A 20,502-nucleotide genomic window follows, 5' to 3' on the forward strand; every position below is an offset into this window, starting at 1 on the left:
TCCTTCTTTCCTCTTTCTTATCAGATCAAGCTTTCCCTTGGGATGACCTTAAACTTTCTGACTTTCTTGGCCAGGGTCCGGCACCCCTCCAGGGCGTCTGGGCCGTCATCATGGGCTCCCATTGGGAACTGTACCAGCTGCTCCAGCAGGCGCTTATGGCGGCGGTTAAACTTAATGTATTTGTTCTTGATATCCGGCTGCATGGTCTGGATGCGCAGCGTTTTGTCCGCCGTCTGTGGGACTTCCTCCACAGGCAGGTACAGCCCCGCTCTGGCGCTGGCTTTTACCAGCTCCTCCTTTAAGAACCATTGGAACTGCACCGTCTCACAACCGAATTTCTTATATCCCCTGCCATAATCTCGTCTAAGCCGCCGCTCCTTTTCCAAGATATCTGAAATGATGCGGTCCGGATGGCGGCGCTCAATATCGGCATCAAACACATACATATATCCCGTTCCCTTATGCTTAGCCAGGGTAATGATAGCCGAAAAGTCGCTGTGCTTAGTCTTTCCAAGGGATGGGTCCACAAAGCCGTAAAACACAAAGCTGCGGTCTTTAAAGTCCGCCTCGGCTTCGTTGTAGTAATCCAGCCATTCCTCCTGGAACAGGCAGTCATCCGGATTGATGGGCTCGTTCTGTTCCTCACTATTAAAGGATGCCTCACCCTCATCAATCCGCATCTTCATCAGGTCATAATAGGACAGCTTCTCCTCCCACAGGACCTCCGTCCCTTTGAGCATCTCTGCCTTATGGGCTTCAAAGAATGCCTTTGCGTCCTCCTCATGGGAATCATTGGAAAGGTCCGTGTAGATGTCCTCCCATTCCTTCCAGAGGTCATCTGCCTGGGAGAAAGAGAGCACTGCCTTGTATTTGATGGATTTATACCCCGTATTGGTCAGGGTATGGGCCAGCAGGCTGTCATAGTGCAGCAGGGTCCCGATATACACGATATCCGTATAACTGTCGCCTGCCTTGGAAACGGCCTTGTTAAACCAGTTTGACAGCTTGGAACGCTGCTCCGCGGTCCGGACGTTCTCATCATTCTCGATATCATCCAACACCAGCAGGTCCGGCCTCCAGTTTCGATGCTTCCTGCCTCGTATCTTCTTGCCTGACCCGATGGCCTCCACCTTGATGTTGGTGGTAGTCAATATTACATTGTTACGCCATACCTTTCCCTGCAGATTCCCGAAGTCCTCCCGTATCAGGCCGTTTTCCTCAAACTCCACACGGATGTTCTCCAGGAATCCTTCGGCCTGGTCCGAACTGTCAGAGAGGATGATGGGATAATGCTTGTACTGATACAGGATGGCGTGCATGCTGCCCTTGAAGGTCAGCGTGGTGCTCTTCGCATGGCCTCGGGGGGCTGCCACGGCCCGGCGGCATCCGGGCAGGCGGTCAATCTCCCTGGCTACCTTCGGTGTGATGGGGAAGCGGCCCTTTAACACACCATCCTGCCAGATGGCGTCCAGGTCCCGGTGGAAGCCAGGGGAGGGCTTGGAAAAGTAGTGGGGGAAGTAAGCGCGGCCAAAAAACTCCATGTCAATGGCTCCCAGCTTCCTGCGAATCCCCTCAGGTCCGGTAAGTGGCAGGCCGGAATCATACTCCTTTAAAAGCTGCCTGCGTTCCGGCTCCTCACCCTTCCTTAAAAAAACGTTCAAAAGTTCATCCAGGTCGTTTAAAACGTTGTCCTCTTCCTCATAAAAAGCCCGGCTTTCCGCCTCCGCCAGTGCCCCCATCAAGGTGTCAATGCTTTTCTGCTTTCCTTTCCTCATGGCTTCCACCTCCTCCCTGCCGTTCCCGGCTTCATATACGGCCCGTATTTGGAATTTCCCGTCTATTGGGGCGTTTCCCCGCTGGGAATCTTTTGAACGCTTTTAAACGGGTCCTGATACGATTTAAACGGGGTCTTGTCCCAATCAAAAACGGAACCCCGCCTGGAGTTCCCGGAAGGACTGGCTTCGCCATCCCGACCGGGCTTTTCCCGCTTGGTTCCGTTTCCTTATGTCCGCGCGCTTCCTGCACCGGGACGAATCAACCGTCTGCATTCTTCGCGTTTCCTGTCTGTCCTATACTTCCTCTGGCAGCCGGATGCCCAGCTGCACCTCTTTCTTCTCACCACAGATAGATAGCTCAATGGTAGCCCTGAGGCTCCGCTTATCCATCCGTATGATACGGCTCTTAAAGTTCTGCAGGATGCCTGTTTCAATCTCCAGGCCCCCCTCTGTCTCCCGCACCAGTGTGGGCTCCAGAGGTATTCCTCCCTGTCCGGCCAACAGCCGGATCCATTCTGCTTCCAGGTAGGTCAGGGTACCGGACAGCAGCTTTACGATTCCTGGGACAGCCTTCAGCCGGTAATAATTTCCGGCATTGTAATCCATCTGGAGGAACACATAACCGGGGAACAGTACATACTCCTTTGTTCCCCAGGCTCCTCCGCTTCGGACCGGACGGTTCTCCACCGGTGCCAGCGTCTGGAACCCCATGTCCGTCAGTTTCGCGGCAATGTCTCTTTCTTCACCGGTTCTCACCTGGACCACATACCACAGCATGGCTATCCCTCCATCCCTTCCTGCTTCTTTTTGTTCAGATAGGCGCTGACTTGCCGGTACAGCTCCGGCTGTTCCTTGGCCATGGCCTCGAATACCAGTCCCTTAACCGCTTCCAGTCCGGCCTCATAATTCTCCCGTGTCTGGACTTCAATACGCTTCTTGTAGGCCGCTGCGCGGATAAGGCCGTTAGTCTCCTTAATCAGCTTATCCACCGGCACTTCCTTCATCTGCTCCTCGTCCACGTTCGTCAGGGCATTCATCACATGATGGCTGGCCAGACGGATAAGCGCCTCCGATGTGTCCAGATCCGGGTAGCGATTCATTTCATCCATCAGCATTGAAAAGTTACTCTGAGCCACGTTAATCATTTCCACCGTGGCCAGGTACTTCTTGGCATAGGTGCAAATGGCCATTTGGCTCATTTCCTCACCGTTTTCCTTCAGGTATGCCACAATCTCCTTGTAAGTGCTTCCGGTCAGCAGCATCTGCTCCACTGTATCCTTTAGCTCCGGAGGAAGCCGGTCTACCTTTCCAATGCTGCGACGCCGGTTCTCGCCGCTCATACCTTCACACATTCGTCAGTCAGACTTCCCTGCATCAGCCGGATGCCCTTTTCCGACGCCCTTGCTTCCAATTCGTCATAATTGTAGTCGGCCAGATCCGCGCCAGAAATGCGGCCTTCAATGGTACGCGTTTCGATGTATCCGGCCAACTTCAGGAAATGGATGCTGTCCAGAAATTCCGGCTTTTCCACGCCCCAGTTTTTCACTCCGACCCGGACCTGCTCCAATGGGCTGAAGCCGCTCCGGTTCAGCAGGTTGATACAGGTAAGGACCGATCCGTTATTTGCCGGGAACGCATCCGCTCTGATCCGTTTCATCATTTCGTCTCTGTTCATATCACTCACCCTTTCTTTGCTGCTTCTATCATCATTTCCATCATCCGGTCCAGTTTCCGGTCCATCTTGCTGATTTCACGGATAAAGTCATCTTTGGTCAGGTAGTTCTCACGAATTTCTTTAATGTCCTTCCGGCATTCATCAAAGTCCTTCTGGTGGGTATCCCTGGGTGTATAATCCTCACGGATTTTCCGGATATCGTCCTTAAGTTCTTTCGTCTGCTCCTTCAAATCCTCTTTACTGGCAGATTGTTCGCGGCCCTCCCGAATCTCCGTGTCGTGCCGATCTACCTGGGACATGGTCCGTTTCAAAAAATATGAGACAACCCCGATTCCCAGGGTGATTACTGTCGTTATGACCCATTCTTTCATCGCTAACCTCATAATTCAAAAAAATACACCTGCAAACTAGTGCAAGTGTATCTCATCATGAGGCAATATTCAAAAAAAGTACTTAAAAAATTTAGTACAAAATTCCTTTTAAGGATATCTGGCCATCCATCGGCTTTGCCCGTATCTCGCGGGCTTTCTCTATGACTATATTCCGAATCCAGGTTTCTGTCAATCCATATTTCAAGGCAAGCTCACGGTAGTTCTTTCCGTCAAACTCCTCCCGTATAAGTTCGTCCCTCACCGGTTTCTCCAGGCTCTCTATCTTGGGGATATAAATGGGGGTACCGTTATAGTTCCTCACCAGGGCCCGGAAAGCCTCTATACCGATGAGTCCGGCAAGGGTACGCTGCTCCTCATCCAGGTCCTCCATCTGTACCCTATCCAACAGGTCCATCCTTACACCCCCTTCCGGCGCTCTTTACATACCCCTTTAATACTTCAATCAGCTTGTTTCCTGAGTCAAAGTCAATCCAGGCAAAGGGTGTCCTGGCAATTGCGTCCGTCCCCAGTTCCTTTTTGATGATGGCGCACAGACGATCTCCCAGTGATACACTCCCAGGCTTTTTATCGTACTTGGCCAGCTCATACATCAAGGCCCATATCTTCTTCTGCTGGCCGCTTGTTACCCCGCCAGGCCTCGATGGATGCTCCCGTTCTCGCCGGGGCCTTGGAGGGGCCTGCCCGCCCTGCAGCTGCGTAAGCCTGGCAATTACAGATTCCGCTTCCCGATAGCTCAGGGCCTTCACGGACTCTTTCCCGGTTATGGTGGCCACCAGCGCATGCAGCTCGTCCTCATGGTCATGGCCCACAAGGCTTAATTGATGTCCAATAGCATAAATCCGCTTCATCTGGTATGGGTCAATGCTTCTCATGGCTTTATCTCTCCCCTCCTCTATGGCCTCCTGGCCTGCTGACATTTCCTAACTTTTTTCTTCCGCTCCTACCGTCACCTTGAGGCTCTCATCCACAATCACGGCCGCGTTGATGATATCAACCGCTTCCTGGGGTGTCCCGCTCCATTCGGCTGCCTTCAGCACCTGGAGCATCCACTCCCAGTTGACCACCTCTGACACCAGATAGGCCCAGTCGCTGGCTTCCTTTGCGTCCATCCCGGCTGACTTCATCAGGCTTTCCGTGTCCTTCTCATACTTTCCTTTCAGCTTCTTACGCAGCGTCCGCTGCAGCTTCTCATCCTTCGTGATGGCCTGGATGGTATCATCCAGTGTCCCTTCCGTATAGGCGCCAAGATAGGCGATGGTGAACAGGCGCTTGGCCGGAGCTGCAAGGGAATAGCTGGTCTTTTCCGTTACAAAGTCCGGGTAAACGGTATTTAAAAGCCGTTTGACCATCGCCATGGAAACTGGCTTGACCGTTTCACTGTTTCCCACCACCACCCGGGCATTACTGCTGCCCCAGTATTCCACGGTCTTTTTCTTGGTGTCCTTTAAGTCATTGACAGCCAGGTTCTCAAACCACGCCTTGATTTCCTCCATCTCCGCCTGGACCCGTTCCTTCTGGGCCGTCAGCTCCACCAGACGGTCCGCCTTGGCTTTGATTTCCATTGTTTTCTCCGTCACTGGAACACCTCCGCAATCTTTCCGGCACAGGTCCGGCAGACTTCCATCCCGCATACGGCAGCCACATCCTCCACTGTCCCGCAGAACCGGCAGGCTGGGACATGCTTCACGATATGGATTCCGGCAGCATCGGCTGTCACATCCACTGGGACCCCCGGAAGGATTCCTGTTTCCTGGCGGAGTATACGTGGAATAGTGATACCGCCGCCTTTGGTAACTTTTTTACTCATCTGCATGGAATTTCTCCTTTCCCACTCTGCATTGATCAGGGCTTGTGACCTGCACCGGCTATAGGCCGGTGGCTGCATTAGGAAGGGGCGGATGCCCCTTAGCGGTTCCTTTTTCCATACCGCCACTTATTACTGTATTTCTGTACCTGACAGACCAGGGTGAATACCGCTTCAATCCGCTGTTCCTGCTTCATCTGGTCACTGTCCAGCGTATAGATAAAAAGTTTACTGCCATTATCCCTTATGTATACGGTCTCCTCCGTGTGCAGGAGCAGCATGTTGCCGGTGTATACTTCCCCATACCAGCGCAGCTTCCCGCTGCTGTCAATCACACGGGGTTCAAAGTAAAACTCATCCCTTAGTGCCTTCATCCTTTCTCACCCCCATCCAGGCCGTCTGGAGCAGGAAACCAAGCAGGTTCCATATCCGGTCCCGGATCTTCTCCATGCAGGCCTCCTGGCCAATCTCCTCCGAATAGTTTCTTGGGTCCACGCAGGCACTGGATTCCACCAGCTCAAACCCATTTTTCAAGATGCACCGGACCACGGCCGTGCGCTCCCCCAGCTTCATGACCTCTACCTGGTCAATGAACGCCTCCACCATTCCGGGTCCGATGCTCACGCCGGATGGGAGCTGCGAGTTATCATCCACTTCCAGATAGGAGTGGTCAAACATCCCCTTGGGGCTCCAGCTGACATATCCATCCGGGTACTGTATCAGGTATCCTTCATCTTCCGGGTTTTCATCCGCCGGGATTTCCCACCCACGGTATCTGTTATACGCGCCTCTTGTCATTGGACGCGCCTGGACCAGCTTGGTTCCTATGTATTTCTTCATATGTTTTTCCTCCAATTTCAGACTATTTTTAAGAAATATGCAACTATATTCAACCTCAGATATATCACGGCCGCGAAAATGATCATGGCAAGTAAGCAGGAAATAACTTTTAACTTCATAAACGGCCTCCCTTCCTTCGCAGTATATCAGTTTAGCGGAATAACTGGGCAACAGCTTCTCGCCCCGATATACGCTTTCCTACCACAGTAAGTCCATCCACAGCATACCCGCCACTGTATCCTTCCAGCATGACGCACTCTGTCCCGCAAATATCAAAATGCTGGCTTCTGACTGTAAAAACCTTCCCCTGGTTCTTTTCTGCTACAACATATTTTTCATTCATAATTACAGAATCACCTATATTCATATAGCTCTCACTTTCCTCCGGCTCTACCGGAAATTCTAATATCCCAGATACCGGCCGCATGTCCCAAGGGGGCATACCGGATTCAGGTATTTCCTTCCCACTGCGCATACACACAAGCTGATGCTCTCACCCCTGCTGTCTTCTATTACTCGCCTGTGGCGACAGGACAGGCATCGTTTTCCCATTTCTGTGGCCTATGCTCCTTTTCCATTCCCGCCTCCTTCTACTCTCGGCTTGTATGTCCGCTTCCCGTCCAGGTACTGTTCCTCCGTTTTCTGACGGCCCACCAGTTGATTCATCCGTTTAAGGATTGCTCTCGCTGGCTGTTCCCGGAAGAATTCCACTACCTGCTCATTCCGTTTCATGATGTCCTTCTGTTCCCTGCGAAGCTTCCGGCTCCTGGAGAGCTTCGTTGCCACACGGCTCCGTTCCTTGCTGGTGGCCGCAAACTCCATCTCATGCAGCAGGTCCTGCAGACGCCGGTCCTCAAGGGCTACCGCTTCACTGGCTGTCCGGTACTGCTCCTCACATTCCTTCACCCAGGCCAGGAACTCCTCCAGCCTTACGGAATGGTTCTCCTGACTCTTCAACTTAACCTCCCTCCTTTTATACTTTCTTCTTCCTTTTGTTTCCTCACTCTGCATTTGTCAGGGCTTGTGACCTACACCATCAGGTGGCTGCATTAAGGAGGGGCCTAGACCCCTTTTTACTAATGAGTTATTCCCGGTGTGAAGGTATCAGGCATCCGTCCTGGCGGCCTTCTTTATATCCCTTCAGCCACACCTGATCCGCATCCAGACGCGTTCTGGTCTGAAATCCAATCATCCAGCCGCTCAGACCCGCCAGAACGATCAAACCCAGAACGCTAATGAATCCCCATATTCCAAGCTTGCCCCTCATCACTAAAACTGTTAGTACTGCCGCCATGCTGCTCCCGATCATAAGTCCTCTTACCATCATTATCACTTTTTCATTCAAACGCTTCATGCCTGTTCCCCTCCTATATAAACCTGATTCCCATGGTACCGGCCACCCGCTCAAGTCCAGCCATTGATACATCCTCATCATTTACCGCGTTACGGAACACATTGACCATTCCACGGATTCCCCACTTGCTTCGGCTGATGCTGTGCAGGTAGTCAATCTCTTTCGTCATCCTACGTTCTTCCAATGCGGGAAGCAGTTTGACCACATCTTCCCTTTTGATGTCTGTAGTCCGGTACCGGCCATGGAGCCGGGTCCGGTTAAACTGCTGGGAAAAGATGGCTTCCTGTCTGCCCAGCATCTTATTGTATACTTCTACGTTACCAATCAGGACGATGCCGATCCCCGGCTTCCCCGTAAGGGGATCTTCATCCACCCAGCCCCTTATCTCTTCCAGGGCCATGAATTTCAGGTTCTGGGCCTCATCAATGATGATGATCTTATCCGTCTCCTTCAGCTTGTCCTGGATTGCAAAGGACAAATCTTCCGTCCGCTGGTTCTCCGGCAGTTTCAACGCCCTCCCGATCATCTTCAACAGGCTTCTTAACGTCCCAGTGCTGGGGGCCGCCTTCAGGTATACCGTGGTGGATGGGTTGTCCTGAAGGAACTTGGCAGCTGCCTTGGTTTTCCCGATTCCGGCGTCTCCGTCAATAACCACAATCCCCTTCTCAAGCTGACAGTAGCGGATCAACTTGTAGGCCGCTTCCGATATGGATGTAGGGATGTATCCCTGCAGGTTGGCTCGGAAGGGCTCCGCCTTCCGGCTGTTCTGGCCCTGTTCTTCCTTGATCCGGAAGAATTCTTCCAGCTTTTTCTCGACCTCCCCAATATCGCCCTTGTCATAGACGCTTCGGCGGTACTGGCTGAGTACTGCCGCGCTAATCCCCAGGATCGGTGCTGCTTTTGCCTGGCTTAGGCCCTCGGCCTCCAGGTAATCTTCCAGCTTCTTCTGTAATTTTACGTTATACTCTTTACTCATTGCATTTACCTCCCTGTCTGTCCCTTATCTCTGTTTTTCCTGTTCATGTCTGATTTCCGCATTCCGGATCATTCGATCCAGATCGATACCTCCAACCACCTTCTTAAATGCTGGTTCCTCGTCTGCCCTCTGAACCTCTAGCACCTTGGGGTTGGCCTTGCCCTGGTAATTCTCTTTATTGTATTGTGCTTCCTTCAGCACCAGTTCCATGGCTGTTACCTTGTCACAGTCTGCCAGGACAGCATGTTCAATATATTCCTTAGCAACCTTTTCCAGCCTACGGGTTTTTGCCATAGCTGCTTTGACATCTTCTCTGCTAGCATTATAGGAAAGAACTGCTTCATTATCCGCTGGTACCGTCATAATGTAACGGTCCTCCAGGTCATAAATCCGTACTTCGCTTAAATTATCCGGGTCATATCTGAAATACACCTTCTTGCCAAGCATTAGATGAACAAAATCATCGTTCCAGTAATCAATTCGCCCTCCTGCAATATCCAGGTGCACCCCTCGCCTGCCTACGGTCTGTGCACGGCTGCTGCGCATAAGCATGAGATTCAGGGCTTCTGCCGTGGCTGTGCGTTTTTTAATCAGATGTTCGTTAAATACATCCATTTTGAGTTTTCCATGGTCTGCCGGGACCGCCCCATGATAGGGCTGAAGGTTGAAATAATAGTCAATCACTGCCTCGACATATTCCTGAAACTCATCATCTGAATAGATTTCATCCTTCTTTAAAACGCCTTTTAAACGTTCTGGCTTTTCAACCACACTGCCTCCTGTATAAGTATCAAACAGCCTTGACAGGGAATCCTTGACATCGCGAAACCGGCGCTCAATAATCTTGGCCTTTGCGTTCCGGACAATGGCATTCGTCATGTTGATTCCAAGCCGCTTGAACACACCAGGTGGTTCAAACCGCTCCTCGCCATTCTTTGGCTTCTTTCTGCGGTGCCCCAACCCTCCAATATCGAAGGTCAGGAACTCCCGTCCATTATCCACATAAATGTTATCCGGGATGCCGTATTCCAGAATCCCTTTCCGGAGTGCAATTAGTGTGGCCTCTGAACTGGGGTTGTATGTAATATAGTAGCCGGTCAGGATGCCGCTGCGGGCATCCATGAAAGCGGTCAGATATGGCCTGTGCTGCTTACCATTCTTGTCCACCACGATCACGTCAAATGTATGATTATCCGCAATCCACCACTCATTACTAGCAATATCCTCATAAATTCTGCGGATATAGGGAGCACAGCGATCATTGTATGCCTTATGGCCTTCACGCCCCAGCACCTTCACGCCTTCCGGTATATCCCGGTTAAGCCTCCGGTAAAAGGAGGAATAGCTGGGGATATCCGTATACAGTTCTGGCTGCTTTTCCCTTATCCACATCTTGGTATACTCCAGGCACTTCTGGATGGTATGCTGACCCTCATCCAGGTAGTAATAAAGGAATGCCTGCCAGACAGTCTCATGGATGTCACTTGTGCCTTTTCTCCATTTTCCACGCTTATCTGTGAGACCGGCCATATTATTCTCCCGAACTGCTTTCCATTTTCGATATAAGATATCCATGGAAATGGTCCGGTCTGGATATTCCAGGCTGCACCAGATAAGAAACTTCTGGTCGGTTTCCCCCTTGCTCCTCTTGGGGGCCAGGTTACGGTATTCCTGCCATTTTCTCACCAACTCTAGCCAGAAGTCTATCTCCAGCCGTTCTTCTGCGGAAAACTGATCTGTCCCTCCCCGATTCTCCTCTTCTATACCGTTTTCCTCGCGCATCTGTTCTACCTGCATCTGATACCAGCGCTGTTGGAGTTCATCCGGGAGACTTTCCAGGGGAATCTGGTACACTTTTTGGTTCCTATTATTGACTGTTTTCACTGACGGAAGTTTTCCTTCTTTAGCCATCCTTTGAATATACTGAACTCTACATCCCTTAACTTCTGCCACCTGCTTTACAGTGAGCATCTGTCCCATATCCTAATCACCACCTTATAGTCTCTCATCTTCAGATTCGGGGAACTGCCTCTACATTACGGAACATATGCCCCGCTTCAACATTTATTTTTCATGAAACTGTTCTTCATTTACAGAAAAGGTAAGACAAAATAATTTGATGAACATAGGTGTAGGTACTGTTTTTCCATTTTCAACTTGACTTATATATGACTGTTCAACAGTCATTGCATGTGCAATGTCTTTTTGCCTAAGTCCTTTTTCTTTGCGTATATTTTTGATAATTTTACCAGCATCCAAATCATTCACCGCCTTAATTGATTTTTTTATCTCTCTAATATATAATTATCAGTGTATTAATATTTTATATCTGCTTACTGATATTTGTCAAGTTATTTTGGAGGTTTTTATCAGTATACTGATATTCATTGGAGGGAAAATGAATAATATTAGTGATAGAATACGAGTGCTTAGAAAATCCGAACATTTAACTCAAAAAGAATTTGCAAAAAGACTTTTGATATCCCAATCTTATTTAAGTGGATTGGAAAACGGTAACGAAATTCCTACTAATAAATTACTAAAGCTTATTTGCTTAGAATTCGGAGTAAGTGAGTCATGGCTTTTAAATGATAATGGAGAAATGTATACGGAAGTATATGAAAATGATAAAGCGTCCTTGACAGAAGTGTCAAATGGTGCTTTACTCAAAATAATGACTCTCCTTTCAACAAAATCTAATGTTGAATATGGTTTTTATGCTAATTCTCTTAGTTTATTTTCTAATATGTTAGATTGTTCTCATTCCCTTGGGGAAGATAGAAAATTAATTTATCTTGAATTACTTACAACATTGGTAATGGACTTGGATCGCATGGTTTATGTTTCATTTAATAATAAAGATTCGAAAAATATTGATAAACACAAGCAGGTAATTAGGAATGATTTGGATGCATTTTTTAATTATATAGTTAAAACAGACATTCCTTCTTTATAAAAAGTTTATCGTAATTTAGAATTGTTTTGGTGAAATTGTTATATAATAACGGATTTTGTTACGATTTTCAGATTTGCGTTATGATTCTTTTTTGAATTGACTTCCATAAATAGGCCTGATATACTTTAGGTACATTTATCTCCATACCAGACTGCCCTCTGGTATATATAATGGGAATCGGCAACTTTACCGATTCCCATTTTTAACTATAATTTAGTCTTTTAGCAAGTTGGTATTGTGGTTGGTATTAAGATTCACTTCTTCCTCGTAAAATCATCCCTCTTTTGAAGGGTGGCTTTCAAAAAACATTTAAATTAAAAAAAACACGTAAAATCAATGGTTTTAAGCGCTTTACTGGTTTACTTTCAAACGGTTTTTAAACGGTTTTTGAACGGTTTTTATGGGACATTCTTTATAAGTTATCTTTTATCTCAAAACGGCCTTTTTAGCCCTTTTCTTTTTTTCAAGTTGGTATTGAATTCTCCTTGAAAATTTAACATTTTTTCTAGCTCTTTAAACCTAAATACGGCCCTTTTCAAGGGCTTTCCTACAACGTAAGGAGATTTAAGGAGTTCTAAGGGTTCTAGTTGGTCTCTTTTTGGATTCTATACGTTAAATTACAACCTGCATATCCAAATCCATTTTTTCCTTAAATCTTTCATCCCCTGTGGCAAGCATTTTGACCTCCGCAAAGGAGAGAGCCACTTCGTCCACGTCCTCGGCAGAACGGACAGGGCTTTTGCTGGTCATTATCTGGGAAATAAATTTCTGCTTCGATTCCACAAGCTGATAGAGGTACGCATCAAAGGTCTGCTCCGTCACATAACGGTAGACTTCCACCTCTGGAAACATATTGCCCTGCCTTTCGAGCCTGCCTTGACGCTGTTCCAAATCAGTCGGTCATTTTTTGCGGACAGTTCAATACATGCCTGTCTGTTTCGCTCCCTGCTCCTGCGTTTGCTCTCATTTGATTTCTCCCTCTGTATTCTCTTAGCACAAGTGGGACAATACTTTGATATTCCAGAGCGGGGAACATATTCACCACCGCACACCGTACAATTCTTAGGCTTTAACGCTGTCCACCGTTTTGTGGGTGTGATATGTAATTCACCGACAAAGCCGATGAATTTATAGTAAATCTTGATTTCCTGTCTTACTGTCCCGTCTGCAAGTTTCTCACGTTCCGAAACAAGTATCTTGTCTATGAGTGCGTTTATAATGGTTGCGTCCAGTTCCTTAATTCCTTGATAGTTGCGGATTAGGGAGAGGAAGTCACGAACACCCTGTGACTTCTCATAGCTGTCGTTAAGCGTTTCCGTTACCTCTTTCAGCCTTGCTTCAATTTCAAGCTGTTCTTTCTGGTACTTTCCCGACATCATCTCAAAATTCCGCTCCGTAATACGCTCCATCACCTTATCCTCATAGAGAGAGGAAAACAGCCTGTCCAGTTCCGCAAGGCGTTTGTTCAGCTTTCTCTGCTCCTTTTCCAGTGCCTTTGCCCTGCTCTGGTCTGTTTCCGTGAGCCGCTTCTCTATCGCCCTCACTGCCTTTTCATCATTGACCGCCATATCCGCAAATCGGTTGATGTCGATAAGGACAGCGTTGAACAAGTCCCTCGCTTCAATGCTGTGTGCGGTACACATGATATTACCGTATCTGCCATAATTATTGCAGGAATATTGTACGCAGTCGATGATGTCGGGGCGTTTCCTCCTGTTGGCACTCATAGCCCGCATAGCATAGCCGCAGTCCGCACACTTAATAACGCCTGCAAAGATGTTCTCAAAGCCGCCCTTGTTTTCTGGTAATCTGCGGCTTGTAATAAGCTGCTGTACGGTGTCAAATTCCTCCTGCGTGACTATCCCCTCATGGGTGTCGGGTATCACTTCCCATTCTTCGGGCAGCTTAGAGGGGCGTTTCTTGCTTTTCATGTTGGCGGCAATCCGCTTGTAGCCTGCAAGGTTTCCCGCATATATCGGGCTTCTTAAAATGCCCCTTACGCTGTTCTCGCTCCAAATATAACGGTTTTCCTCGTTATCTTCAAAGTGCCGCTTATAGCCTGTTGCCCCCTGCGTGACCGCATAAGCGGCGGGGCGTAAGATATGCTGTTTGTTGATGTGCTTGCGGATTTTGGCAATTCCGTTGCCCGCTAACGCAAGGTCGAATATCTCCCTTACCACATGGGCAACCTTGTCATCTATCAGCAGATGGTTATGGTCGGCAGGGTCTTTGACATATCCATAAGGGGCTGTCGTCCCCATGAATTTCCCCTGCTGAAATCTCGCTCGGTACGCCGATTTTATCTTGACCGACACATCGGCAGAGTACATTTCGTTTAGGATGTTGCGGAAAGGCGTGATGTCCATAGCGGATTTATTGAGCGTGTCCACGCCGTCATTGACCGCTATATACCTCACGTTATGCTCTGGAAAAAACACTTCCAGATACAGTCCGCAGTCAAGATAGTTCCTCCCCAAACGTGATAAATCTTTCGTAATCACGCAGTTTATCAGACCGTTTTCAATGTCCTTAAGCATTTCCTGAAAAGCTGGTCTTTGAAAATTTGTCCCAGAATACCCATCGTCCACATACGTTTTTACCAGATTCCATCCCTGCTTTTTTACATAATCCGTGAGGATGGATTTCTGTGTTGCGATGCTCGCACTCTCATTGTCCGTCCCGTCATCCTTTGACAGACGGCAGTAATTGCCGACATCATAAATCATATTTTTCGCTCTTATTCCTGCCATATAATAAAACCTCCATATCTGTCCTATCTGTTTTCATGTTCCATTGCGTACATTCTAAGCGGACAGCCCCTCCTTGTCGAAGGTGTCGCCCTCGGCAATCTTCTTCCGAATATCCTCGGAGATAATCGGGATAAACGCTTCTGTGACTGTCTGTGTGCCGACATATTCACGGCTGATTATCATCTGCACTGGTGCTTTCGGCACGACACGCTTTCTCTTTTTATCTGCTTTCTTATCCTCGCCCATACTTAAATCTTCCTTTCCAGACAGGGCAGGAGAACGTCTGGAAACGCCCCGCCCTGTCAATCAGATACCATCAATCCCCGCTGTTTACTTCTTTCTGTAATGCTTTAAGGAGTGACGCCGCTTCATCAGCGTTCAACGTGATACCTTTTCCGCACTTCTCATGGTTCGGGGAAAAGCTGCGTACATCATACTTCGGCTCTTTCCCATTCCATGAAACCAAGTTGATTTCTTTTGTATATCCGCTGTCGCTTACAGACAATACGGCGATTTCCTTTACAATCTCATACTGGATTTCTTTCATTCCTTACCTCATTTTCCTTAAAATACAGTCTTTCTCCTGTTCCAAATTTCTGCATTTACCTACCGAAAAAGAAGATTAGCGGCTGTCCCTGCCCCGTTTCCTCTGCAACTCACGCTCTAAAAGTTTGATGATGGTGTCCTCCATCTGCTTTGGCGTTGTGTTCTTCGGAAAATATTTTTTCAGCTTGCTTGTGTTGATTTTCAAGGTTTCTTTCTGGTTTCCCTTTTCCTCGGTCATAATCGCAAATATCGTATCCATGTCAAGCCGCCCGCTCTGGCTTAGGCTTTTCATCCGCTGTGCCTGTGAGAGTGAGGGCGTTGCTTCTTCACTCTCCATCGTGGCGAATAGGTTTTCCTGCTCGTCTTTCTTCAAAAAGGACAATTCCACCGCAGGCGTGAGGGCGATTTTCCCCTCGTCCACCATCTGCAAAATCGGCGGTATCAGTTCCGTCAGGCGGATAAAACGCTGCACGGTCATCCTGCCCACGCCGAAGCCCTGCGCCACCTTGTCGTCCGTCCGCAACTTCGTCACAACTTGTGACGAGGTTAAATCTGTGCGGAACCCCTGCCGCTTCATGGCTTCGGATTTCATCTTGTAGGCAAACGCCCGCTCCGATGGCAGGATATTTTCACGCTGTAAATTACTGTCTACAAGGGTGATGATGGCTCGGTCACGGTCTAAGGGCAGGACAAAAGCAGGGATTGTGTTTATCCCTGCAAGTTCAGACGCACGGACACGCCGCTGTCCCGCAATCACTTCATAACCGTCCCCGTCCTCTTTCGGGCGTGTGATTATCGGCGTGACAATGCCAAATTCCTTGATGCTTTCCGCTAACTCTGACAGCGTTTCATCCTCCACAACATGAAACGGATTGTCGGGAAATGGGTACAAATCTTTGGTCTTTAACACCTTAAAATCCTGTTTCTTCATTCACATATCTACCTTTCTTTCATTCTGCTTTTATGGTTTTTCTGCAATTCTTCCAACACTTCTGGCGGTATTTTTGACAGCAGCCGCCCCATCTGCTCGTTGGTTCTCTGCAATTCAAATATCTTCTGATTCGCTTTCTGCACCTTTAATTCCTGTTCGTACTTTTCATCACGCATACGCCCCGCATAGTCTGATTCCTGCCCGATTTTCTCCTTTAGGCTGTCGATATAGGCACTCTGCTTACTGATTTCCTTAGAGAATTTCTCCACGTCTGGGAGCCATGCCGCTATCAGTTCCAGAGCCTTGTCACGCTTCTTCCCTGCGTTAAAGGCGTTGATGTCGGACAGGGCAGACACGATTTCCCCATACTGTTTATCAAGCCTGCCGCCCAATTTATAGAGCCATGTGGGGACGTGTTTCCGTTTCGTTTCCATTGAGGACTGCCCCCGTTCAAGCTGATTCCACCGTGAGGACATCCGCTCATGGTAGGCGGTCTGCCACTCGGATAATGATTTCTGGTTGCCTAAAATGGTTTTCGCTGACAGCTTGTTGTCTGACGTAATCGGTACAAAACAGAGGTGCATGTGCGGTGTTCTCTCATCCATATGGACAACTGCGGAGAGGATATTTTTCTCCCCGACACGCTCCGAAATGAAGTCCAGAGCCATCGTAAAATACGCTTTCTGTTCTTCGGGCGGTAACTGATTCATAAATTCTGGTGAAGCCGTAATAAGCGTTTCCACCATCATCACGCTGTCTTTCCTCGTCCTGCACCCTGCTTCGGCTACCATGCGGTTAATCTCTTTCTTGTAGGTGTAACGTGGCGGTTTTACAAGGTGGTAGTTATTTTTCGAGCGTTCCATATCTATATCTGGATTGCTTTTATAGGCTTCTTTCTTCCGCTCGTTGTGGCGTTCGCAAGCCGCAACGCCGCCCGCTTTGCGTTTCTGGAAACGCAGGATTGCATAGGGCATGATTCATCATCTTCCTTTCTTCGGCGGGTAACTGCCCTTTGGGTGACAGCGGTGACGGCGGTGACAGCAGTTTTGGGATACCCCCTGCCGACTGCCGTAACTGTCACCCTTATCCCCTGCATGACGGCCATGTCGATGATGACGGTGTTTTTGGGATACCCCCTCGCAAGAGCCGTCACCGTCATGCCGCCATTCTTTTATCCGAAGCCGCAAGGCGCAGGATAGCAGGGCGCAGCCCTGCCTTAAGGGAGTCCAGAGGGAACGTCTGGCACACGACTTTGCAGGGCAAAGTGTAGTGTGTTACACCCTGTAAACGCAGTCGGAAAAATCGGAGAGATTTTTCTGACCGCAGGGGTGGTTTTACACGCCCGAAAAGGACGGGTAAATCCCACGCCTGCACTTTGCGTTTACGGGGTGTTCTCCCGTAGGGATGACAGCGGCGGGGTATCCTAAAATCACTGTCACCGCCGTCACCGCTGTCACCCGCAGGGCAGAGCCGCCAGCTTTACATGGCTTTAACCGTCAATGACAGTAACAAGGGGTATCCCAATATCGCCGTCACCACCGTCACCGCTGTCACCCGCCCTCCTTGCAAGGGCAATCTGCCTGCCGTGTTTTTTGCGGCTGTACTGATAGGCGATATGGTTCTCATTTAAAAATGTGGTGCGGTATTCATTCAGCCATTTCGTAATCACCGTGGGTATGGTTTCCGTTTCCCCCATAGCGGCTAACAGCTCCGTTGCCGTGCCTGCCCATTCTTCCTTATCCCTCATAAAATCCACCAACCGAAAAAGGACGTCTGGTATCGTTTCTTTCGCAAGCTGCTCCTGCGTTTTCCTCTCCACAAGTTCCCAACTGCAATCACGGAAACGCAGCGTGTATTCCTGATAAGGCGTGTCCCTGCCTGTCACATACAGCTTGGCGGTGTCAGACGCACGTTTCTCCTTTTCCAGAACAAAGGTAGCGTCTGCACTCCCCGTTAAGCCTGTCGTGCCAGACACCTTGTTGAACACGTCGCTGTCGTTCTGCTTTCGGATGTGGTGTACGACAATGACCGCCAGAGAGTGCCTGTCGGCAAAGTCTTTGATTAGGGAGATGTCCCCATAGTCGCTTGCATAGGCATTGTCTTTGGATGCGGTTCGGACTTTTTGCAAGGTATCAATCACAATGAGCCTGCTGTCTGGATGGTCTTTCAGATAATCTTCCAACTGCACGATAAGACCGTCTGACAGCTTGCAGCTTGCCACGGCAAAGTGGAGCCGCCCGCTTGCTTCGTCCGTCAATCGGAACAGCCTGTCCTGTATGCGGCAGAACGTGTCCTCAAGGCAGAGGTAAAGCACGTCGCCCTCCATTGTCGTCATGTCCCATAAGGGGATTCCCTGCGACACGCATAAGCATAGCTTCAGCATAAGCCAGCTCTTGCCTATCTTCTGTGAGCCGCAGAACAGCGACAATCCTGTGGGGATAAGGCTGTCCACCACAAAGGACGGCTTCTCAAGCGGCTCATAAAGGAGCGTTTCGGCGTTGACTGTCTGTAACTTCTGCATGGGTTTCCTCCTTTCGAGCGGTGTTTTTGTTTTCGTTGCACATAGGCGTTGACCTCCTTAAAAATAGATTTACTCCCACGAAAAAAGTGAGAGTATGTAATGCCGCCAATCCTACGCAAATAAAAAACAGATTTCCTTTTCGGACGGTGTCGGTCACGGTTGGAGATACTTCTTCATTTCCGCCTTTACTTTCTCCTTTGCAATCGCAACAGATTTCTGTATTGCCGAAGCGGTGCAATGCTCCATAGCGGCGATTTGGTAAAAATTGAACTCATACTCGTAATAGAGCAGGAAACGCCGCCTTTGTATCTCTGGCAGGCTCCCAACCGCCTTACAGAGCGTTTCATTCCGTTCTTCCTCAACCATGTGTTCATCAAGGCTCTTAGGCACACGCAACGCCCGTCTGTAAAGGGTTTCGTCCCATACCTCGTTAAACTCCCTGTGCCGCTCGTCCCATTGGAGAAGACTCCTGTTCCTGCGTTCCATCTGCCGAAACTCCATAAAGAACTGTTCCGACACTTCCAACTCGTGGGATTTGCCCTGCCCGTCCTTAAAGCTGATAAAATACCTTGTGCCGCTTTCCGTAGATTCCTCCCGAAGCGTGTATGCCTTAACTCTGTATACCATCCTGTTGTCCTCCTGCCAAAAATGAGTGAGGGGATTTCCATCCCTCACCCAGTAGCCCACAGGACGGCAGGCTGTTTTAGACGCTATAAAATTTTCGCAGCTTCTTCCTCAGATGGTCTAACCTCGCATAGATGGCGCCAGTCGTCAAATGCACGAGCGGGGCAATCTCCTTTGTGGAATACCCCTGCATTTTCAGCAGGACGATTTTCAAGGTACGCCCGTCCACCGTGACTAATACTTGATAGAGATTTTCGCTCTCAATCTCGTCCAGTAACTCCGCAACCGTACCCACTTCCGCCTGCCGCTCCCTGTCTGCCATATCCTCAAGGTATTCCGCAACGTCATTCGTCCATCGGTAAAACCGCCTGTTGGAATTGAAGTCTGCCCTGTCCGCTATTCGTATCTGCTCAATAGTCGCTTCATCAACGCCGCACTCACGCAGCAGCTTTTCCTCCGCTTCTTTCCAGATACGCCATTTCCTGTCCTCCCGTCCGTGGTTGTATGCCATTCTTACTTCCTCCAATCAGAATTGATTGAGAGGGCAGAGAAAAGCCCCCTCATCTTCCCAAAGGAAAAAACAAGGGGGCTGAACGCCTTAAATTTTAATTTTCTATTATCTTTCTTAGTTTTATTAGGATTCTGGCTTTGCGTTTGTTTACAACGCTCTGGGTTATGCCCAACCTCGCCCCGACTTCACGCTCGGAAAGTCCGTCAAAAAAGATTGCCTGTATCAGCTCCTGTTCACTATCCGACAGCAAAGGCAGGGCGGCTTTCAGCCTGTCCACTATGACCGCATTGACAACGGTTTCTGCAATGTCCACCGCTTCATCAGTGATAAAGTCCAGAGAATTACCCTCGCTGTCTGTAAATCCGTCGAGAGATAGCAGTCTATTCTTTGTATCTAATTTTTGCAGATAACGCCACCGTTCCTTGTCACGGTAGAAGTCTGTGTATTGCTCCCTCACGACTTCAAGCAGACATCCTTGAATGGGGATAAACAGCTTGTCCATATAGGTCTGGTCGGCGTTCCTGCGGCTGCAAAACTCCGTGTAGGACAGTTCCACATAACTGCCGCTTTCTTTGATATATACTTTTTTTGGTGCGTATTTCACCGCTAATACCTCCATCTGAATTTTTGAAATGTAAAAAATCCAGATGGAGAGGCGGAGAACGACACCGCATATCAGAAACAGCCCTGCGGCATATTCCAACAAAAAATGACAAAAGAAAAACCGCAAAGGCTCTGTGACCTTTACGGTTATAGGAAATGCTAATTCTGTTGTATGGAGATTGTACTTCTACTTTCAAGGCAGGAAGTACTGTTGCATAGACAAAGATTTTTTTAACTGGTTTCC

General features: G+C 48.8%; 28 protein-coding genes and 1 pseudogene. 1 reads left to right on the forward strand and 28 read right to left on the reverse strand.

The genetic code is table 11. The annotated features are described in order from the left end of the window. Positions 1 to 20: 20 nt before the first annotated feature. The 18 genes from terL to FGS84_RS11515 form a co-directional block, all read right to left on the reverse strand. A complete protein-coding gene (gene terL, locus FGS84_RS11435) occupies positions 21 to 1,775 on the reverse strand; it encodes a phage terminase large subunit (RefSeq protein WP_117502543.1) in 1,755 nt (584 codons plus the stop codon). Positions 1,776 to 2,069: 294 nt separating this feature from the next. Next, positions 2,070 to 2,552 (reverse strand): transcription termination/antitermination NusG family protein, encoded by a 483-nt coding sequence (locus FGS84_RS11440; RefSeq protein ID WP_007863121.1) that lies wholly within the window; start codon positions 2,550 to 2,552, stop codon positions 2,070 to 2,072. 2 nt (positions 2,553 to 2,554) lie between these two features. Then, positions 2,555 to 3,127, reverse strand: coding sequence for a phage protein Gp27 family protein (locus FGS84_RS11445; RefSeq protein WP_227125930.1), 573 nt, complete (start codon positions 3,125 to 3,127; stop codon positions 2,555 to 2,557). After that, positions 3,112 to 3,450, reverse strand: coding sequence for a hypothetical protein (locus tag FGS84_RS11450; RefSeq protein ID WP_007863124.1), 339 nt, complete (start codon positions 3,448 to 3,450; stop codon positions 3,112 to 3,114). The genes FGS84_RS11445 and FGS84_RS11450 overlap by 16 nt, the downstream gene beginning before the upstream one ends. Before the next feature lie 5 nt (positions 3,451 to 3,455). Further along, on the reverse strand, positions 3,456 to 3,821 hold the full coding sequence (locus FGS84_RS11455) for a hypothetical protein (RefSeq protein ID WP_138308397.1): 366 nt from the start codon (positions 3,819 to 3,821) through the stop codon (positions 3,456 to 3,458). Positions 3,822 to 3,912: 91 nt separating this feature from the next. Then, positions 3,913 to 4,236: a Mor transcription activator family protein gene (locus FGS84_RS11460; RefSeq protein ID WP_117502542.1), complete on the reverse strand. Its 324-nt coding sequence runs from the start codon at positions 4,234 to 4,236 to the stop codon at positions 3,913 to 3,915. Then, entirely contained in the window at positions 4,220 to 4,714 is a 495-nt protein-coding gene (locus FGS84_RS11465) for a regulatory protein GemA (RefSeq protein WP_117502575.1), read from the reverse strand. Before FGS84_RS11465 ends, FGS84_RS11460 begins: the two co-directional genes overlap by 17 nt. Before the next feature lie 48 nt (positions 4,715 to 4,762). Then, complete coding sequence (locus FGS84_RS11470; RefSeq protein ID WP_117502541.1) at positions 4,763 to 5,419, reverse strand: hypothetical protein; 657 nt, start codon at positions 5,417 to 5,419, stop codon at positions 4,763 to 4,765. Next, positions 5,416 to 5,655, reverse strand: a complete 240-nt coding sequence (locus FGS84_RS11475) for an AbrB/MazE/SpoVT family DNA-binding domain-containing protein (RefSeq protein ID WP_117502540.1) — start codon at positions 5,653 to 5,655, stop codon at positions 5,416 to 5,418. Before FGS84_RS11475 ends, FGS84_RS11470 begins: the two co-directional genes overlap by 4 nt. Before the next feature lie 92 nt (positions 5,656 to 5,747). Beyond that, positions 5,748 to 6,020, reverse strand: a complete 273-nt coding sequence (locus tag FGS84_RS11480) for a hypothetical protein (RefSeq protein ID WP_002570882.1) — start codon at positions 6,018 to 6,020, stop codon at positions 5,748 to 5,750. Then, complete coding sequence (locus FGS84_RS11485) at positions 6,001 to 6,486, reverse strand: Gp49 family protein (protein ID WP_138308399.1); 486 nt, start codon at positions 6,484 to 6,486, stop codon at positions 6,001 to 6,003. Before FGS84_RS11485 ends, FGS84_RS11480 begins: the two co-directional genes overlap by 20 nt. 151 nt (positions 6,487 to 6,637) lie before the next feature. Continuing rightward, the gene (locus FGS84_RS11490) at positions 6,638 to 6,829 is read right to left on the reverse strand and encodes a hypothetical protein (protein WP_227130318.1); all 192 of its coding nucleotides are present in this window, start codon (positions 6,827 to 6,829) and stop codon (positions 6,638 to 6,640) included. A 59-nt stretch (positions 6,830 to 6,888) separates the two neighbouring features. Beyond that, positions 6,889 to 7,038, reverse strand: coding sequence for a hypothetical protein (locus FGS84_RS30845; RefSeq protein WP_171042595.1), 150 nt, complete (start codon positions 7,036 to 7,038; stop codon positions 6,889 to 6,891). Between the two features lie 9 nt (positions 7,039 to 7,047). Further along, positions 7,048 to 7,443, reverse strand: coding sequence for a hypothetical protein (locus tag FGS84_RS11495; RefSeq protein ID WP_002595630.1), 396 nt, complete (start codon positions 7,441 to 7,443; stop codon positions 7,048 to 7,050). 127 nt (positions 7,444 to 7,570) lie between these two features. Further along, positions 7,571 to 7,840, reverse strand: a complete 270-nt coding sequence (locus FGS84_RS11500) for a hypothetical protein (protein ID WP_117502538.1) — start codon at positions 7,838 to 7,840, stop codon at positions 7,571 to 7,573. Between the two features lie 13 nt (positions 7,841 to 7,853). Beyond that, a complete protein-coding gene (locus FGS84_RS11505) occupies positions 7,854 to 8,816 on the reverse strand; it encodes an AAA family ATPase (RefSeq protein ID WP_117502537.1) in 963 nt (320 codons plus the stop codon). A gap of 24 nt (positions 8,817 to 8,840) precedes the next feature. Further along, a complete protein-coding gene (locus tag FGS84_RS11510; protein WP_347559196.1) occupies positions 8,841 to 10,727 on the reverse strand; it encodes a Mu transposase C-terminal domain-containing protein in 1,887 nt (628 codons plus the stop codon). Between the two features lie 153 nt (positions 10,728 to 10,880). Next, positions 10,881 to 11,075, reverse strand: coding sequence for a helix-turn-helix transcriptional regulator (locus tag FGS84_RS11515; protein ID WP_048928831.1), 195 nt, complete (start codon positions 11,073 to 11,075; stop codon positions 10,881 to 10,883). 139 nt (positions 11,076 to 11,214) lie between these two features. Between FGS84_RS11515 and FGS84_RS11520 the strand changes: the two genes are divergently transcribed. Continuing rightward, on the forward strand, positions 11,215 to 11,772 hold the full coding sequence (locus FGS84_RS11520) for a helix-turn-helix transcriptional regulator (protein ID WP_002570891.1): 558 nt from the start codon (positions 11,215 to 11,217) through the stop codon (positions 11,770 to 11,772). Between the two features lie 612 nt (positions 11,773 to 12,384). Here FGS84_RS11520 and FGS84_RS11525 read toward each other — a convergent pair. From FGS84_RS11525 to FGS84_RS11570, 10 genes and pseudogenes are all read right to left on the reverse strand, one after another. After that, a complete protein-coding gene (locus FGS84_RS11525; protein ID WP_347563827.1) occupies positions 12,385 to 12,624 on the reverse strand; it encodes a hypothetical protein in 240 nt (79 codons plus the stop codon). A 40-nt stretch (positions 12,625 to 12,664) separates the two neighbouring features. Beyond that, positions 12,665 to 14,522: pseudogene (locus tag FGS84_RS11530) on the reverse strand (recombinase family protein). Positions 14,523 to 14,576: 54 nt separating this feature from the next. After that, positions 14,577 to 14,768, reverse strand: coding sequence for a stage II sporulation protein R (locus FGS84_RS11535; protein WP_138308405.1), 192 nt, complete (start codon positions 14,766 to 14,768; stop codon positions 14,577 to 14,579). 70 nt (positions 14,769 to 14,838) lie between these two features. Continuing rightward, a complete protein-coding gene (locus tag FGS84_RS11540; protein ID WP_138308407.1) occupies positions 14,839 to 15,069 on the reverse strand; it encodes a PC4/YdbC family ssDNA-binding protein in 231 nt (76 codons plus the stop codon). Positions 15,070 to 15,144: 75 nt separating this feature from the next. Then, positions 15,145 to 15,999: a ParB/RepB/Spo0J family partition protein gene (locus FGS84_RS11545; protein ID WP_138308410.1), complete on the reverse strand. Its 855-nt coding sequence runs from the start codon at positions 15,997 to 15,999 to the stop codon at positions 15,145 to 15,147. 8 nt (positions 16,000 to 16,007) lie between these two features. Next, positions 16,008 to 16,973 (reverse strand): MobV family relaxase, encoded by a 966-nt coding sequence (gene mobV / locus FGS84_RS11550; RefSeq protein WP_138308412.1) that lies wholly within the window; start codon positions 16,971 to 16,973, stop codon positions 16,008 to 16,010. A 515-nt stretch (positions 16,974 to 17,488) separates the two neighbouring features. Then, the gene (locus FGS84_RS11555) at positions 17,489 to 18,520 is read right to left on the reverse strand and encodes an AAA family ATPase (protein ID WP_138308414.1); all 1,032 of its coding nucleotides are present in this window, start codon (positions 18,518 to 18,520) and stop codon (positions 17,489 to 17,491) included. A gap of 153 nt (positions 18,521 to 18,673) precedes the next feature. After that, positions 18,674 to 19,147: a sigma-70 family RNA polymerase sigma factor gene (locus FGS84_RS11560; RefSeq protein ID WP_138308416.1), complete on the reverse strand. Its 474-nt coding sequence runs from the start codon at positions 19,145 to 19,147 to the stop codon at positions 18,674 to 18,676. A 76-nt stretch (positions 19,148 to 19,223) separates the two neighbouring features. Then, positions 19,224 to 19,655, reverse strand: coding sequence for a sigma-70 family RNA polymerase sigma factor (locus FGS84_RS11565; protein WP_138308418.1), 432 nt, complete (start codon positions 19,653 to 19,655; stop codon positions 19,224 to 19,226). A gap of 94 nt (positions 19,656 to 19,749) precedes the next feature. After that, on the reverse strand, positions 19,750 to 20,259 hold the full coding sequence (locus tag FGS84_RS11570) for a sigma-70 family RNA polymerase sigma factor (protein ID WP_347563828.1): 510 nt from the start codon (positions 20,257 to 20,259) through the stop codon (positions 19,750 to 19,752). Between the last annotated feature and the right edge of the window lie 243 nt (positions 20,260 to 20,502).

The sequence above is a fragment of the Clostridium sp. 1001271st1 H5 genome (genome assembly GCF_005845215.1).
In the GTDB taxonomy this organism is placed as follows: Bacteria; Bacillota; Clostridia; order Lachnospirales; family Lachnospiraceae; genus Enterocloster.

Bases quoted from the DNA above. Each gene is read 5' to 3' on its own strand.
- FGS84_RS11455 (WP_138308397.1), bottom strand. From the start codon at position 3,821: ATGAAAGAATGGGTCATAACGACAGTAATCACCCTGGGAATCGGGGTT.
- terL (WP_117502543.1), bottom strand. From the start codon at position 1,775: ATGAGGAAAGGAAAGCAGAAAAGCATTGACACCTTGATGGGGGCACTG.
- FGS84_RS11485 (WP_138308399.1), bottom strand. From the start codon at position 6,486: ATGAAGAAATACATAGGAACCAAGCTGGTCCAGGCGCGTCCAATGACA.
- FGS84_RS11445 (WP_227125930.1), bottom strand. From the start codon at position 3,127: ATGTGTGAAGGTATGAGCGGCGAGAACCGGCGTCGCAGCATTGGAAAG.
- FGS84_RS11540 (WP_138308407.1), bottom strand. From the start codon at position 15,069: ATGAAAGAAATCCAGTATGAGATTGTAAAGGAAATCGCCGTATTGTCT.
- FGS84_RS11555 (WP_138308414.1), bottom strand. From the start codon at position 18,520: ATGCAGAAGTTACAGACAGTCAACGCCGAAACGCTCCTTTATGAGCCG.
- FGS84_RS11460 (WP_117502542.1), bottom strand. From the start codon at position 4,236: ATGGACCTGTTGGATAGGGTACAGATGGAGGACCTGGATGAGGAGCAG.
- FGS84_RS30845 (WP_171042595.1), bottom strand. From the start codon at position 7,038: ATGGGAAAACGATGCCTGTCCTGTCGCCACAGGCGAGTAATAGAAGAC.
- mobV (WP_138308412.1), bottom strand. From the start codon at position 16,973: ATGCCCTATGCAATCCTGCGTTTCCAGAAACGCAAAGCGGGCGGCGTT.
- FGS84_RS11565 (WP_138308418.1), bottom strand. From the start codon at position 19,655: ATGGCATACAACCACGGACGGGAGGACAGGAAATGGCGTATCTGGAAA.
- FGS84_RS11450 (WP_007863124.1), bottom strand. From the start codon at position 3,450: ATGAACAGAGACGAAATGATGAAACGGATCAGAGCGGATGCGTTCCCG.
- FGS84_RS11545 (WP_138308410.1), bottom strand. From the start codon at position 15,999: ATGAAGAAACAGGATTTTAAGGTGTTAAAGACCAAAGATTTGTACCCA.
- FGS84_RS11480 (WP_002570882.1), bottom strand. From the start codon at position 6,020: ATGAAGGCACTAAGGGATGAGTTTTACTTTGAACCCCGTGTGATTGAC.
- FGS84_RS11475 (WP_117502540.1), bottom strand. From the start codon at position 5,655: ATGCAGATGAGTAAAAAAGTTACCAAAGGCGGCGGTATCACTATTCCA.
- FGS84_RS11510 (WP_347559196.1), bottom strand. From the start codon at position 10,727: ATGGCTAAAGAAGGAAAACTTCCGTCAGTGAAAACAGTCAATAATAGG.
- FGS84_RS11525 (WP_347563827.1), bottom strand. From the start codon at position 12,624: ATGTTTCCAGAGGTGGAAGTCTACCGTTATGTGACGGAGCAGACCTTT.
- FGS84_RS11535 (WP_138308405.1), bottom strand. From the start codon at position 14,768: ATGGGCGAGGATAAGAAAGCAGATAAAAAGAGAAAGCGTGTCGTGCCG.
- FGS84_RS11440 (WP_007863121.1), bottom strand. From the start codon at position 2,552: ATGCTGTGGTATGTGGTCCAGGTGAGAACCGGTGAAGAAAGAGACATT.
- FGS84_RS11520 (WP_002570891.1), top strand. From the start codon at position 11,215: ATGAATAATATTAGTGATAGAATACGAGTGCTTAGAAAATCCGAACAT.
- FGS84_RS11500 (WP_117502538.1), bottom strand. From the start codon at position 7,840: ATGAAGCGTTTGAATGAAAAAGTGATAATGATGGTAAGAGGACTTATG.
- FGS84_RS11560 (WP_138308416.1), bottom strand. From the start codon at position 19,147: ATGGTATACAGAGTTAAGGCATACACGCTTCGGGAGGAATCTACGGAA.
- FGS84_RS11505 (WP_117502537.1), bottom strand. From the start codon at position 8,816: ATGAGTAAAGAGTATAACGTAAAATTACAGAAGAAGCTGGAAGATTAC.
- FGS84_RS11465 (WP_117502575.1), bottom strand. From the start codon at position 4,714: ATGAGAAGCATTGACCCATACCAGATGAAGCGGATTTATGCTATTGGA.
- FGS84_RS11490 (WP_227130318.1), bottom strand. From the start codon at position 6,829: ATGAATGAAAAATATGTTGTAGCAGAAAAGAACCAGGGGAAGGTTTTT.